Raw genomic sequence first — 14122 nt, 5'->3', positions numbered from 1 at the left:
TAACCGCCGAAAGCCGGTTTTACAGCCGGGCTTCCGGCGGTTATTATATTAACAACAATAGTTTGCAAAGGTGGGGTTGGATTGATAAACAGGGAGCGGCTGGTGGCCGAGTTTATGGAAATGGTACAGGTGGACAGTGAAAGCCGCCGGGAGGGACAAATGGCCGCACTGCTTAAGGAAAAACTACAAAGGTTGGGATTTACCGTCCATGTAGATGAGGCCGGTTCCCGAACCGGATCGGACACGGGTAATCTCATTGCCCGTCTGGCCGGCAATGCCCAAGCACCGGCCCTGATGTTCTCGGCCCACATGGACACGGTAACTCCGGGCTGCGGCATTAAACCCGTGGAAGAAAACGGCGTCATCCGCTCGGCGGGAGATACCGTTCTGGGTGCCGATGACAAAGCGGGTATAGCTGCCATACTGGAGGCGGTACGGGTGCTGCAGGAACAAAAATTACCCTTTGGTGACCTGGAACTGGTTTTTACCGTGTGTGAAGAAGTGGGATTATCGGGCGTCAAGTACCTGGATTTTTCCCGCCTGACGGCCCGGATGGGCTATGTACTGGACAGCAACGGCCCGGCGGGCACCATTATCACACGTGGTCCTTCCCAGGACGAGATATATGCTGAAATGCTTGGCACCGCAGCCCACGCCGGTATTAACCCCGAAGATGGAGTGAATGCCATTCAGGTGGCATCCCGGGCCATAGCAGCCATGCAATTGGGCCGCATAGATCACGAAACCACCGCCAATATCGGCATTATTTCCGGTGGTACGGCCATTAATATTGTGCCCGAGAAAGTAACTATTAAAGGTGAAACCAGAAGCCTGCAGGAAGATAAACGGATCAAGCAAACCCGGGCTATTTGCGAGGCGCTGGAGAGGGCGGCCCGGGAAGGTGGAGCCCGGGTGCAGATAAAAGTGGAAACGGTTTATCCGGCCATGGATGTACCCGGCGATGCGCCGGTGGTTGAGTTAGCCCGCAATGCGGCATTGGACATAGGTCTAGAGCCCGTGGTCAAAGGCACGGGCGGGGGCAGCGACACCCATATTTTTAATGAGCATGGTATTGAAGCGGTGAACCTGGGCATTGCCATGCAAAATGTGCACACCACCGGCGAATTTATCAATGTGGATGACCTGGTAATGGATGCTTCGTATGTACTGGCCATCATCAAAGCGGCGGTAACCTGCGGGGCCGGGAAGGGAGAATAGTTATTTTGATCAGAATAAGGCAAGGCCGGGTGACGGGCGTCAAAGCCAGGCGGGGGGATATAACGGAAATAACGGTGCAAATACCGGGGGAGCCAGAAGGGAAGGCGTACAACTATGATTTACTCACCGGACCGGTGAAAACCGGAGACACCGTGGTGCTTAACACCACCGCCGTGTCCAAGAACCTGGGCACGGGGGGTGCCCATTTTGTCATGGCCAATGTCACCATCCCCCCGAGGGAGGCCCGGGAGCCCGGGCATATAATGAAATTGCGCTACAGTCCCTGTCAGGTCAAGGTGCTGGCTGCCGAAGAGCCGGACAGCCCTGACGCGGAAATAATCAAAAATACAACGTCCCTGGACGGTGTGCCTGTGGTGGTGGGTACGCTGCACAGTATGCTGGCTCCCGCGGCGGCTGGGGCCAAGGCAGTTACCGGTGGCCGGGCCCGGGTGGTGTATGTGATGACGGACGGCGCGGCTCTGCCATTGCCCCTTAGCAATCTGGTCCGTGAACTGCGGGAAAAGGGACTGGTGGATGCTACCATAACCTGCGGCCATGCCTTTGGCGGTGATTGGGAGTGTATCAATATTTATACTGCGCTGTTGACGGCAAAGGCAGTGGCCCGGGCGGATGTCATCATTGTGGCCATGGGACCGGGGATTGTGGGTACCGGTTCCCCGCTGGGCTTCACCGGTGTGGAACAGGGGGAAATAATTAACGCCGTGAATATACTGGGCGGCCAGCCGGTGGCGATTCCCCGCATCAGTTTTGCTGATCCCCGGGAAAGACACCGGGGTCTCAGCCACCACACTGTGACCGCCCTGGGCAAAATTGCCCTGACACCTTGCACGGTGGTGCTGCCCCGGTTACGGGACCCCGAACAGAACACCCTGATACTGGAGCAGCTCAGCCACGCCTGGCCCGGGGATAAACACCGGCAAGCCCTGGAGGACGGACACCCCGCCCTGGCTGAATTAAAACGCCGGGAAATCAAGGTCACTTCCATGGGGCGCACACCGAAGGACGACCCGGCCTTTTTCCTGTCCGCAGGGGCCGCCGGCATATACGCAGCCAAGTTAGCTGTTGGCACCGCTTCCAACAAAGGGAACCAGTAAAGCACTTGAAGCCAGTATGGTTGTTTACGATAAAACGATAATAATGCCTTTTTAAGGTTCTGTGTCCCTGGGTTTGGTTTTTCAACTGTTTAACCCCTGCATGTAATGAATTATAGCTTCAATGTAGTGCTGAAGTGATAAACTCCCGCAATGTGGCACTGGATTGGGACCAGGGACGAATTATCTTTCGCAACTCCCTGACTTTGCCCGAGAAACATAAACCGTCTCTGGATATAAATAAACGCAATTGACCAACCTCCTTGGTGAATCCAAAATATACCATAATATTATGCGTTAGATTGCTGAATATACCGGAGGAAACAATATGAAAGTACCCGTGGTTAAAATGACTGTTAATGCCAGCGGGGCGGCTGCCGCTGCCAGAGAGGGAGACGTGGTGGTGATCGTGGATGTTATTGACATGTCCACCACTCTGGAGGCTGCATTGGACGCCGGTGCCTGTGCAGTATTCGGGGCTGCTCCCGACGGTGCTGCGCCGCCGGTGGCCATTGATCCCGTCGCCGTTGGTTTACTGGCCGGGCGGTTGGCCCGGGAAAAAAACACCGGGGTGGTTGTGGTAACCGAACCCCGGGTGGGTTCCGATGATGACCGCCTGGTCCGGGTTAAAGGCCTAAGTCGCGGCCTTGCCCGGGCCGGGGCTGTCATAAAGGCCGTTTTGCCCAACATCGGTGCTGAAACGCCAAAACTGTGTGATTTGCAAAATCAAGTGGTGATAGCAGCCACTGCTACCGGGGGAGTGGCCTATGATGCCGCCGTCAATGCCGGGGCACCGGCGGTGCTCACCGGCACTGTGGCCAGGACCATGCACCAAAAGGGTGCGGCACCGGCCCGCACGGCTGCCGCCCGGGCTATCCAAAAAGCCCGGGCGCTGGATACGGGAATCACCGTAGTGGCCGCCAGCGGCAATTCATTGGAAGACGTTTTGGCGGCGGAGTATATCACCCGGGCCATTATTGAAGAATATTTACGTTAAGATGATATGCACCCGGCGCTTTTACTACCAATAGCCAGTGGCGTATGGAACGGCCGGGTAACTACCCCTGGCGGAGCGCTGGAACAAAATTAAGTACAGCACACCTGCCGGATTAATTTGGCATAATCCACACCGTGCCGCTCATATATATAGACATGGACAGGTTATATTAAGGGAGCGGTGCTATGGGTTTCATGGGACGGGTAATAACCGCCTCCCTCCAGCAAAGCTGGCCCCTTTACCTGATTGTCATGGTTATCTTCGGTTTGGGCATACTGCTGGGCTCGCTGGGGGTCAATACATTGTCAGAGGAGCAAACCATAGAACTGCAGCGTTACTTGCAATCATTTTTAGCCCGAGCGGCTGAAATAGATGTGGACCGGATCCAGATGGTCAAGGGAGCGCTGTACGACAACCTGCTGGTGGGGTTGGTAATGTATATTTTGGGTTTAACTATTATTTGCCTGCCTCTGGTGCTTGCGCTAATCTTTTTTCGGGGATTTGTACTGGGTTTTACCGTGGGCTTTTTAACTGCGCACCCCGATTGGCGGGAGTTCATTGTAATCCTTGTCTCCATGCTGCCGCAAAATATACTTTTCATTCCTGCGCTAATTATTGGTGGTACAGCTTCACTTTCCTTTTCCATACTGTTGGTTAAAAGATTCAACAACTCCCATATTCGCATTGGACCCCAGTTTATCGGTTATTCATTGATCATGGCCGGTTGCATGGTTGCCTTTGCTTTGGCCGCTCTGGCCGAAGGGTATGTTTCACCGGAGTTGACTGCCCTCTCGGCAGCCCTGATCGGGGGGCGGTAAATGTTCCCAACCGGTAAAGGTATGCAAAATGTAACTTACCTTAAATGCTATTAATATACATGATATGGTAGGTGAGTAAAATATTACGGCGCTGTGCCGGATTTAACCGTCTAGTATTACCGGCCATAAACAATAACCAAAGGGGGCGCGCTTGATGTTTTTCATAGTGGTTTCCCGGGTCAAGGACAAGATATTGTTATTTGCACGCCTGGTACTGGTAATATGTATATTGTGTATATTGATTGCACAGTTATACGGGATTCTTAAAACCAGCGTAATTGAACATGACAAAACAACCAGTGATCCGCTACGGGTGGAACAACACCATGCCCCGGCGGCATTTTTTTGTCTAAAATATTAGGAAAAAAAGGATTATCCGCCTCGGTGTGGAATAGCTGAGTATAAAATGGTGGTGTTAAAATATGGAAATAAATACAAGGCATTTTTTGAATTACCTGGCGGTGGAAAGGGGCCTGGCCCAAAACACCATTTCTTCCTATGCTTTGGATTTAAAGCAGTTCAAAAACTTTTGCCGGCGCCGGCAGGTGTCAAAGGCCGGGGAGATTACGCGCAATGTAGTGTTGAATTATATCCTGGAACTGAAGAAATCCGGCCGCTCCTCTGCCACCATAGCCAGGCACATGGCGGCATTAAAGGCCTTTTGCCGGTTTCTGGTGGATGAGCAGGTGCTGGGCAGCGACCCCATGGCCAATCTGGAATCACCGGGTTTACCAAAAAAATTGCCCGGTGTGCTGGCCCAGGAAGAAGTGCAAAAATTATTGGAACAGCCCCGGGTCGGTAATCCGGGCGGCCTTAGAGACAAGGCCATGCTGGAATTGATGTATGCTACCGGCATGCGGGTATCGGAACTATTAACCCTTGATTTGGACCAGGTGGACTGTGAACATGGTTACGTGCGCTGCCTGGGGAAAGGGTCCAAGGAACGCATCATCCCGGTGGGCTCGGTGGCCAGAAATTTTTTATCGGAATACCTGCGTTGGGGCAGGGCTAAAATAAAAGCAAATAAAGGTGAAAAAGCTCTTTTTTTAAACATGCGGGGCAACCGGCTCACCAGGCAGGGATTCTGGAAAATTATCAAAAAATATGCTCGCCAGGCCGGTATAGCCAGAGAAATTACACCGCATACTTTACGGCATTCCTTTGCCACGCACCTTTTGGAAAACGGCGCCGACCTGCGTGCCCTGCAGGAAATGCTTGGTCATGCCGATATCACCACTACCCAGATATATACCCATTTAACTGAAAACAAATTACGGGAAACATATGACAAACATCATCCCCGGGCATAGCTTAAAGTACGGAGGATGCACGGGGACGGTTCTCCTGTTTCCGGAGACCCGTCGCCGGGGCTCAGGATGGCGGCATTGCATTTGCTTAACGTTTTATTAGCGTCCATGAGGAGGGTAAATTAATGCCACTTACAATTAATAGAAAAGTAATCATTATAGTACTGGACAGTGTCGGAGTGGGTGCATTGCAGGACGCTCACCTTTACGGTGACACCCATTGTAACACGCTGGGCAATTGTTCCCTGGCCGTGGAAGGCCTGAAAATGCCACACCTGGGGCAAATGGGCCTGGGGCTGTTGACCGAAATCAAGGGCGTGCCCCCGGTGGACAACCCCACCGCCTGCTACGGTATAATGGCCGAGCGTTCCCCGGGTAAGGATACCACCACCGGGCATTGGGAAATTGCCGGAATTATACTGGACCGGCCCTTTCCACTTTTCCCCGATGGCTTTCCCCCCGAAATAATTGAGCCATTCAAACAGCGTATCGGCAGGGATATACTGGGCAACAAGGCGGCCTCGGGGACAGCAATTATCGAGGAACTGGGCCCGCTGCATATGCAAACAGGTTACCCCATTGTATACACGTCGGCGGATAGTGTGTTTCAGATTGCCGCCCATGAAGAGGTTATTCCCCTGGCGGAATTGTACCGGATGTGCCAGACGGCCCGGGAACTGCTCACCGGGGAATATGCGGTGGGCCGGGTAATCGCCAGGCCCTTTGTGGGTTCTCCCGGCTCATTCAAACGTACCGCCAACCGTCACGACTATTCCATTGTCCCGCCCAGGCCCACGGTATTGAACTTGTTGCGTGACCATGGATTCACTGTGGCCGCAGTGGGAAAAATTAATGATATTTTTGCCGGCCAGGGTATTTCCCGGTCGGTACATACCAGCGGTAACATGGATGGGGTGGACAAGACCCTGGCATTGATGAAGGAAAACTTCAGCGGTCTAATTTTTACCAACCTGGTGGATTTTGACCAGCAGTACGGGCACCGCAACGATCCCCGGGGTTACGCCGGCGCCCTGGAGGAATTTGACCGGCGGGTGCCGGAGATATTGAGCGCCCTGGGTCCCGGGGATGTACTCATCATAACAGCTGACCACGGTTGCGACCCCACCACCTCAAGTACCGACCACTCCCGGGAGTATGTGCCGCTTTTGGTAACCGGGCAGAAGATAAAAAAAGGGGTTAATCTGGGCACCCGGAAAAGTTTCAGCGATGTTGCGGCCACGGTGGCCAGGCTTTTCCAGCTCAGTTACGATACCGGCGAGGAATTTGCCAGTGTCATCACTGATGCCTAACAGCGAGATGAATTGCCCGCATGTACATATTGAGTAGTCCTAAAAGGGGGACCCTGGTATGAGAATGGTCGACTTAATACAAAAAAAACGTGACGGCCACCCTCTGGCCAAAGAAGAAATTGATTTTATTATTGAGGGGTTCACCGGCGGGTCAATACCCGATTATCAAATGTCAGCTTTTTTAATGGCGGTGTATTTTCAAGGGATGGATGCAGAGGAAACCACAAGTTTGACCATGGCCATGGTTAACTCCGGGGATGTCATGGATTTGTCCGGCATACGGGGTGTCAAGGTGGATAAGCATTCCACCGGCGGCGTGGGAGATAAAACCAGTTTGATTGTGGGGCCGCTGGTGGCCGCAGTGGGTGTGCCCGTGGCTAAAATGTCAGGTCGCGGATTGGGGCATACCGGCGGCACCATAGACAAGCTGGAATCCATCGCAGGTTTTAATGTGGAACTGACGGAAAAGGAGTTTGTCAACCAGGTTAATGAACATAAAATAGCCATTGTAAGCCAGACCGGTAATTTAACTCCCGCTGACAAAAAACTGTACGCGCTGCGGGATGTTACTGCAACGGTGAGTTCGATTCCCTTGATTGCCAGTTCCATTATGAGTAAAAAAATCGCTTCCGGGGCCGACGCGGTTGTGCTGGATGTTAAAGTGGGTTCCGGTGCCTTTATGAAGTCTTTGCCCGCAGCCCGGGAACTGGCTGAAACTATGGTGCGGATCGGTAAGGGCGTGAATAAAAAAACCATTGCTGTGATAACGGACATGAATCAACCACTGGGCTATGCGGTGGGCAATGCCAATGAGGTTATGGAGGCTGTGCAGGTGCTTGGCGGCCGGGGGGAGGCGGGTTTAACCAGAGTTTGTTTAACAGTGGCCGCCCATATGACGGTGGCCGGGGGCATTTATGCCGGTTTTGACCAGGCATATGCCGCCCTGGCCGGGGTGCTGCAAAGCGGCCGGGCCTTGACCAAGTTTAAACAATTTATCCAGGCCCAGGGAGGTAACCCGGCGGTGGTGGATAATCCCGGGGAGCTATTGCCCCGGGCCAGGTACCAAGCACAATTAAAATCGCCCGCGGCCGGTTATGTGCAAAGTATAGTCGCCGAACAGGTGGGCACCGCGGCTATGTTACTGGGTGCCGGAAGAAAAACGAAAAACGAACCAATTGATCATGCCGCCGGCATAACATTGCAGAAAAAGGTGGGGGATAAGGTGGAATACGGGGAAGTGCTGGCTTACTTGCACAGCAACCGTGAAATAACCCCCCGGGCTATGACCATGTTGAGCGAATCCTTTATCATAGGTACCCAACGGCCTGAAGAATTGCCCGTTGTTTACGATGTTATCGAATGATTAAAATAAGTGCGTTGACCGGTGCAATAACATTTTCCGCCTGTATAACTTTTACTCAGCTTCACATAATATTTTGAGCTGAATAAAACAGGGGGGAAGTGTGATGAAGAACAGATATTGGGGCGTGATTATAACGGTCGTGCTGCTGTTATTAACCGTCCAGGCTGGACTGGCGTTGGCGGCGGTCGATGCACAGTTACCTGCTGCGGCACCGGTGAATGAGGCCCAGGCGGTTACCGGCGACGGCACCGGGGCGGAAAAAACCTCCGCGGAGGCGGCCGCGGCAGCGCTGGAAACCACTGCCGAAGCAGCAGTGCTGATGGATGCCGCCACAGGCAAGGTGCTCTGGGCCAAGGAGCAGGACAAATCACTGCCCATGGCCAGTGTCACAAAGATCATGACCCTGCTGCTGGCCTGTGAGGCACTGGAACAGGGCAAAATCAGCCTTGATGACCGGGTAACGGTTTCAGAAAATGCCTGGAGTATGGGAGGCTCACAAATTTATCTGGAACCCGGCGAGGAAATGAGCATGCATGATATGTTGATTTCGGTAGCCGTGGGTTCCGCCAATGACGCCAGCGTGGCAGTGGCCGAGCATATTGCCGGTTCTGAGGAAGCCTTTGTGGAAATGATGAACAAGCGGGCTGCGGAATTGGGCTGCAAACATACCAGGTTTGCCAATCCCACCGGTTTGCCGGCTGAAAACCACTATACCTCCGCCTACGATATGGCGGTTATTATGCGGCAGGCACTGACACACCCGCATTTTATCAAAATATCTTCCATCTACAGGTATGATATCCGGGGCGGGGATTTTGTTTTATGGAACACCAATAAATTGCTCAAATGGTACCAGGGAGTGGATGCAGGCAAAACAGGCTGGACCAACGAAGCCAAATACTGCCTGGCGGCCACGGCTAAACGGGATGGTTTGCGGTTGATTTCAGTGGTACTGGGCACACCCGAACCCCGCAGCCATTTCCGCGAAACCATGAAAATTTTCAATTACGGCTTTGCCCGTTATGAGGCTGTGCAATTCGCCCAGCGGGGTGAAAGGGTTAAAAATATCAAGGTGGGCAAGGGTACCATCGACCAAGTGGGGGTTGTAGCAGGTGCTGATATAGCCATGGCCGTGCCCAAAGGACAGAAAGAAAATTACCGGGGTAAAGCACTGTTACCCGAAGAAATCACGGCTCCGGTGAAAAAAGGACAACGGTTGGGGGATTTTGTGGTATTGGAAGGGGAGAAGGAAGTACTCCGGGTGCCCTTGCTGGCCCAGAACCAGGTTAGCCGGGCTTTGCTGCTCCGGCAAATGCACAAAGCCCTTGATCATGTGTTTTAACATAAACGGTGGCGCCACCGGGGAAGGTGGTGCCGTTTTCTTTCGATGGTACTGCTTCCTTCCGGTAATGCTACCGGTAATGCCACTATCTTTCCGGTGGTGCCGGGTGTTGAAAGATTGTCAATCTTTTAACACCGGCACCAAAGTTTTGTCACAAGAGCGTGCTCTGTCATAAAACCATTAGTTTTAATTCCGTATCATACACACTGCATCTCTACCTTGTTGATATTAGTTACCTTATATGGTAAAATGTAACAGTGTAATAATAAAACACCGGATTTGGGGTGGTTGATTGTGAACTATACAATTAAAAGGGAAAACAACTATTTGATAGTATCTGTTATAGGTGAAATAGATATCAGTTTGACAGATTCACTGCGTGATGATGTGGATCAGGCACTGGAGGACTACGGTGTCAACCAGCTAATTTTTGACCTGACGGAAGTGGATTTCGTGGACAGCGCCGGGTTGGGGGTTATTCTGGGCCGGTATAAAAGGATCGCCGCCAGGGGAGGGAAAGTTTACCTGGCGGGGGCCAAGCCCCAGGTAAAAAAGGTGTTGGACTTGTCCGGTCTGCCGCGATTGATGGAGACCCACCCTTCGGTTCACCTTTTGCTGGACAAAATTGGTTAGATGATATTGCAGGTAGCCTGAAAAGAGGAGGTTTCGCGAATTGAACAAGGCTGTACTGGAATTTTCCAGCCGCCCCGAAAATGTGGCCTTCGCCCGGGTGGCGGTGGCCGCCTTGGCCGCTCAGTTGGATTTTACTTTATCCGATTTGGACGAAATAAAGGTGGCAGTATCCGAAGCGGTGACCAATGCCATTATTCACGGATACGAAAACCAACCGGATCGTATAGTCCGGGTGGAAATAAAGATTGCCGAAGAATATATAGGAATTGAAGTAATTGATCACGGCAAGGGAATCAAAGATATCAACAAGGCGTTGGAACCGGCCTATTCCACTGATCCCGAACGAATGGGCCTGGGTTTTGCCTTTATGCAGTCGTTTATGGAAAAATTTGAGGTGTCCTCCATTCCCGGTAAGGGCACCCGGGTGAAAATGGGCAGAAGGGCAGGGACACCCGGGCGCCAGGCTGTGCCTGAACAGTAGGGGGAATACCATGAGTAACCGGTTAATGGAAATGAACCTGCCCCGCTTCCCCCTGTTAAAGGATACCGAAATGAAGGAGTTGTTGTCCCGAGCCCAAGCGGGGGACGAGCAGGCCAGGGAGCGCCTGGTCAACTGTAATTTAAAACTGGTATTCAACCTGGTCAAGCGGTTTCAAAACCGGGGGTATGAACTGGAGGACCTGTTCCAAATCGGCTGTATTGGATTAATGAAGGCCATTGACAAGTTTGATACGGGCTATAATGTACGTTTCTCCACCTATGCCGTGCCCATGATCGTGGGGGAGATCAGGCGGTTTTTACGGGATGATAATCCCATCAAGGTGAGCCGCTCCATAAAGGAAACTGCTTATAAAGTACAGCAGACTAGGGATTTACTGGTGGCCAAATTGGGGCGGGAACCCACTGTCAATGAAATTGCCGTTGAATTGAATATACCCAGGGAGGAAGTGGTTACCGCACTGGAGGCATCCCAATCTCCCGCCTCCATTTATGAAACACTGCACCAGGATGATGGCGATCCTATTTATCTATTGGATCAGCTAAGTGAAGACGATGGTGAGACAACGCCATGGCTGGATAATATTGCAGTGAAAGAGGTGCTGAAAAGGCTGCCGGACAGAGACCGTCTTATTCTACTGTGGCGCTTTTTTGGTGACAAAACCCAGGGGGAAATTGCCGACCGGTTGGGGCTTTCCCAAGTGCAGGTTTCCAGGTTGGAGCGCCAGGCTTTGCAAAGACTGAGGGATATGATGGAGAGTGCCCAGTAATTGTTTTTTACTATATTTACATGGTATGCATAAAAAACACTTTATACAGGGAGAGAGCGGACAAGCTCTTTCTTTTTTTATAAAAATTTTAAGGGACTGAAAGAATAAATGATATTAAAGCACGGCTCTTTACTGCATAAAAAACGATACAGAACAAATAATACAATTGCCAATGGAATTAAATTTAAAGGAGGATGTTATTATGCATATCAAGGTCATGGAAATGGTAGGGGAATCCACCGAAGGTTGGCGCAGCGCGGTACAGTCCGCTATTACCGAGGCCTCCAAAACAACGAACAACATTGTTGGCGTAGAAGTGGTTAATTTTACCGCCAATGTGGAAAACGGCAGGGTTGTCGAGTATAAAGCCAACCTGAAAGTAGCCCACACCATTTAAAGAAAAGGACACCGCCAAAGGTGTCCCTAAATTTTAATAACTGGTCCTAAAAACAAACCCGACCAAAGGGCGATAGTTAATGGACAGATAAGGGGCGTAAATATGTGGGGAAACCAATCAGCGTAATAGTGGTTACAGACGGTGATAAAATAGCCCAAAAAACCGTTGAAACAGCGGCGCGCAACATCGGAGCCCGCTGTATATCCGCATCTGCAGGCAATCCCACCCCTTTAACAGGAGAACAATTGGTGTATTTGATCAAACAGGCAGCCCATGAGCCTGTGGTAGTCATGCTGGATGATAAGGGCAAGCATGGCATGGGGGCCGGGGAAACGGCGTTGGCTTACCTGGCCCGGCACCCGGATATACGCATTTTGGGCGCCCTGGCGGTAGCTTCCAATACCGAATTTACCCAGGGTACACATGTGGATTTATCGGTGGACTGCCATGGTAATTTGGTGGATGGACCGGTGAATAAACTGGGTCAAGCAATTGGGTGCAACGGTGAGGCGCTTTGCGGGGATACTGTGGAAGTACTGGATGAATTAAACCTGCCGGTAATTATCGGTATTGGCGATGTGGGTAAAATGAATTATGCCGATCACTATGCTTATGGTGCACCGGTAACCACCAAAGCACTGCAGGAAATAATCAAGAGGAGTGGATACGATGGCCCCCGCTGCCATTGAGGACAAAACCAGGTTAAAGAAACAGCTTGATATCAATATGGATTTGCTGGCTGAAAAATTAGCCTTTGATAAAAACTTTGATATTGTAAGGCGGGAAATGATCATTGGCGGCCGCAAAATTATGATGTTGTTTGTGGATGCCTTTGCCAATGCCGAATTGATGACTGAAATCTTGGGCAACTTGCATCAATTGGAACGGGAAGAACTGTCAGTGGATGCGTTTCAAAAACTGTTCTTGAAACACATCAATTATGTTGAAGTGCAGCCTACGGAGTATATTGAGGATTTGATTGAAAAGATGCTTTCCGGTCCCCTGGCCCTTATTGTTGATGGCCTGGATAAGGCTATATTGCTGGATGTAAGAACTTATCCCGCTCGGAGTCCCCAGGAGCCCGATTTGGAAAAGGTGGTGCGGGGATCCCGGGACGGTTTCACTGAAACGCTGGTCTTTAATACCGCGCTGATCAGGCGGCGCATAAGGGATCCCAAACTGCGCATGGAATATGTCCAGGCCGGAAACCGTTCCAAGACCGATATAGTCATCTGTTATATTGAAGATATTGCCAACGAAGATTTGGTGGACAGTATCCGGGAGAAAATAGGTGCCATTAACATAGACGGGCTGCCGATGGCGGAAAAGGCTGTGGAAGAGCTTATCACCCCCGGGAATTACTGGAACCCGTTGCCCAGGGTGCGTTATACCGAAAGGCCGGACGTAGCCGCCATTCACTTGTTGGAGGGGCATGTACTGGTGCTGGTGGATACTTCACCCAGCGTTATTATTACCCCCACCACCCTTTTCCACCACCTGCAGCATGCCGAGGAATATCGCCAAAACCCAACTGCAGGGGTATTCATGCGCTTGGTCCGCTATATGGGGATATTTATTTCAGTATTTTTATTGCCCTTGTGGTTGCTGGCGGTTTTGCAGCCAGGTATACTTCCCCCTGCTTTGAAATTCATCGGTCCGGATGAAATAGGCAAAATACCGGTATTTGTTCAGTTTTTACTGGCCGAAGTTGCAGTGGATATGGTGCGCATGGCCACCATTCACACTCCCACGGCACTGGCCACTGCGGTGGGTTTGATTGCCGCACTGCTTATAGGTGATCTGGCAGTGACGGTGGGGCTGTTCAATGCGGAAGTGATCATGTACACAGCGGCGGCGGTGGTGGGTAACTACCTTACTCCCAGTTACGAGTTGGCCTTTGCCAACCGGTTGATACGCCTGTTCTTGCTGGTGATGGTGGGATTCTTCCGTTTGCCCGGGCTGCTGATAGGTCTGGTATTGGTGATGGCACTTTTGATATTCACCCGGTCCTTCGGAGTGCCCTACATGTGGCCGCTAATCCCCTTCAACGCCAGGGCACTATACAATACCATTGTACGCCGCCCGGTGCCGGTGAGCAACGTGCGGCCCAGTATATTGAAAACCCGGGATGTTGACCGGCAGGGGGTACCGGTACCGGCCCGCAAACCGGATAAAGGGAATGATAAAAAGGACAAGTGAAAAACCTGGTTTGCGCCAGGTTTTTTACTTGTCCTTTATCATTATTTACCTTTGGTCAAATAGCAGGGCATATCTTTGGAGCTATAAAGTATACCAATTTATCTTTTAGTTCATAATATCTTAATGTGGAAAAGAACGTTTAACAGGAGGCCTTTTGA

General features: G+C 51.4%; 16 protein-coding genes. 15 read left to right on the top strand and 1 reads right to left on the bottom strand.

What is annotated here, in order from left to right; genetic code table 11:
- Positions 1 to 81 precede the first annotated feature (81 nt).
- Both LX24_RS07760 and LX24_RS07755 read left to right on the top strand, forming a co-directional pair.
- Positions 82 to 1218, top strand: coding sequence for a M20/M25/M40 family metallo-hydrolase (locus tag LX24_RS07760; RefSeq protein WP_166511575.1), 1137 nt, complete (start codon positions 82 to 84; stop codon positions 1216 to 1218).
- 5 nt (positions 1219 to 1223) lie between these two features.
- Positions 1224 to 2333 (top strand): DUF3866 family protein, encoded by a 1110-nt coding sequence (locus LX24_RS07755; RefSeq protein ID WP_166511574.1) that lies wholly within the window; start codon positions 1224 to 1226, stop codon positions 2331 to 2333.
- Between the two features lie 118 nt (positions 2334 to 2451).
- On the opposite strand, the gene LX24_RS15120 is transcribed toward LX24_RS07755, so the two are convergent.
- Complete coding sequence (locus LX24_RS15120; RefSeq protein ID WP_279233192.1) at positions 2452 to 2580, bottom strand: hypothetical protein; 129 nt, start codon at positions 2578 to 2580, stop codon at positions 2452 to 2454.
- Between the two features lie 78 nt (positions 2581 to 2658).
- Between LX24_RS15120 and LX24_RS07750 the strand changes: the two genes are divergently transcribed.
- From LX24_RS07750 to LX24_RS07690, 13 genes are all read left to right on the top strand, one after another.
- Entirely contained in the window at positions 2659 to 3327 is a 669-nt protein-coding gene (locus tag LX24_RS07750; protein WP_166511573.1) for a hypothetical protein, read from the top strand.
- A 185-nt stretch (positions 3328 to 3512) separates the two neighbouring features.
- Positions 3513 to 4145: a stage II sporulation protein M gene (gene spoIIM / locus LX24_RS07745; protein WP_166511572.1), complete on the top strand. Its 633-nt coding sequence runs from the start codon at positions 3513 to 3515 to the stop codon at positions 4143 to 4145.
- Positions 4146 to 4299: 154 nt separating this feature from the next.
- Positions 4300 to 4506, top strand: a complete 207-nt coding sequence (locus tag LX24_RS07740) for a hypothetical protein (RefSeq protein WP_166511571.1) — start codon at positions 4300 to 4302, stop codon at positions 4504 to 4506.
- 61 nt (positions 4507 to 4567) lie between these two features.
- Entirely contained in the window at positions 4568 to 5455 is an 888-nt protein-coding gene (gene xerD, locus LX24_RS07735; protein ID WP_166511570.1) for a site-specific tyrosine recombinase XerD, read from the top strand.
- A gap of 122 nt (positions 5456 to 5577) precedes the next feature.
- On the top strand, positions 5578 to 6762 hold the full coding sequence (locus LX24_RS07730; protein ID WP_166511569.1) for a phosphopentomutase: 1185 nt from the start codon (positions 5578 to 5580) through the stop codon (positions 6760 to 6762).
- Positions 6763 to 6820: 58 nt separating this feature from the next.
- On the top strand, positions 6821 to 8125 hold the full coding sequence (locus tag LX24_RS07725) for a pyrimidine-nucleoside phosphorylase (RefSeq protein WP_166511568.1): 1305 nt from the start codon (positions 6821 to 6823) through the stop codon (positions 8123 to 8125).
- Positions 8126 to 8228: 103 nt separating this feature from the next.
- Positions 8229 to 9467, top strand: a complete 1239-nt coding sequence (locus LX24_RS07720; RefSeq protein ID WP_166511567.1) for a D-alanyl-D-alanine carboxypeptidase family protein — start codon at positions 8229 to 8231, stop codon at positions 9465 to 9467.
- Positions 9468 to 9761: 294 nt separating this feature from the next.
- Positions 9762 to 10100: an STAS domain-containing protein gene (locus LX24_RS07715; protein WP_166511566.1), complete on the top strand. Its 339-nt coding sequence runs from the start codon at positions 9762 to 9764 to the stop codon at positions 10098 to 10100.
- Positions 10101 to 10140: 40 nt separating this feature from the next.
- A complete protein-coding gene (spoIIAB, locus tag LX24_RS07710) occupies positions 10141 to 10581 on the top strand; it encodes an anti-sigma F factor (RefSeq protein WP_166511565.1) in 441 nt (146 codons plus the stop codon).
- 10 nt (positions 10582 to 10591) lie between these two features.
- Positions 10592 to 11368 carry an RNA polymerase sporulation sigma factor SigF gene (sigF, locus tag LX24_RS07705; protein WP_166511564.1) on the top strand — a complete coding sequence of 259 codons (777 nt, stop codon included), beginning with the start codon at positions 10592 to 10594 and terminating at the stop codon, positions 11366 to 11368.
- Positions 11369 to 11570: 202 nt separating this feature from the next.
- Positions 11571 to 11765: a dodecin family protein gene (locus LX24_RS07700; protein ID WP_166511563.1), complete on the top strand. Its 195-nt coding sequence runs from the start codon at positions 11571 to 11573 to the stop codon at positions 11763 to 11765.
- Positions 11766 to 11869: 104 nt separating this feature from the next.
- Positions 11870 to 12454 carry a stage V sporulation protein SpoVABEA gene (gene spoVAEA / locus LX24_RS07695; protein ID WP_166511562.1) on the top strand — a complete coding sequence of 195 codons (585 nt, stop codon included), beginning with the start codon at positions 11870 to 11872 and terminating at the stop codon, positions 12452 to 12454.
- Complete coding sequence (locus LX24_RS07690; protein ID WP_166511561.1) at positions 12435 to 13964, top strand: spore germination protein; 1530 nt, start codon at positions 12435 to 12437, stop codon at positions 13962 to 13964. Before spoVAEA ends, LX24_RS07690 begins: the two co-directional genes overlap by 20 nt.
- Positions 13965 to 14122 lie beyond the last annotated feature (158 nt).

The sequence above is a fragment of the Desulfallas thermosapovorans DSM 6562 genome, assembly GCF_008124625.1.
GTDB classification, from domain to species: domain Bacteria; phylum Bacillota; class Desulfotomaculia; order Desulfotomaculales; family Desulfallaceae; genus Sporotomaculum; species Sporotomaculum thermosapovorans.
This window is presented reverse-complemented; position numbering and strand designations above follow the sequence as displayed.

Coding starts and splice junctions, on each gene's coding strand:
- LX24_RS07730 (WP_166511569.1), top strand. CDS start 5,578: ATGCCACTTACAATTAATAGAAAAGTAATCATTATAGTACTGGACAGT.
- LX24_RS07720 (WP_166511567.1), top strand. CDS start 8,229: ATGAAGAACAGATATTGGGGCGTGATTATAACGGTCGTGCTGCTGTTA.
- LX24_RS07690 (WP_166511561.1), top strand. CDS start 12,435: ATGGCCCCCGCTGCCATTGAGGACAAAACCAGGTTAAAGAAACAGCTT.
- sigF (WP_166511564.1), top strand. CDS start 10,592: ATGAGTAACCGGTTAATGGAAATGAACCTGCCCCGCTTCCCCCTGTTA.
- LX24_RS07700 (WP_166511563.1), top strand. CDS start 11,571: ATGCATATCAAGGTCATGGAAATGGTAGGGGAATCCACCGAAGGTTGG.
- spoIIM (WP_166511572.1), top strand. CDS start 3,513: ATGGGTTTCATGGGACGGGTAATAACCGCCTCCCTCCAGCAAAGCTGG.
- xerD (WP_166511570.1), top strand. CDS start 4,568: ATGGAAATAAATACAAGGCATTTTTTGAATTACCTGGCGGTGGAAAGG.
- LX24_RS07750 (WP_166511573.1), top strand. CDS start 2,659: ATGAAAGTACCCGTGGTTAAAATGACTGTTAATGCCAGCGGGGCGGCT.
- LX24_RS07740 (WP_166511571.1), top strand. CDS start 4,300: ATGTTTTTCATAGTGGTTTCCCGGGTCAAGGACAAGATATTGTTATTT.
- LX24_RS07725 (WP_166511568.1), top strand. CDS start 6,821: ATGAGAATGGTCGACTTAATACAAAAAAAACGTGACGGCCACCCTCTG.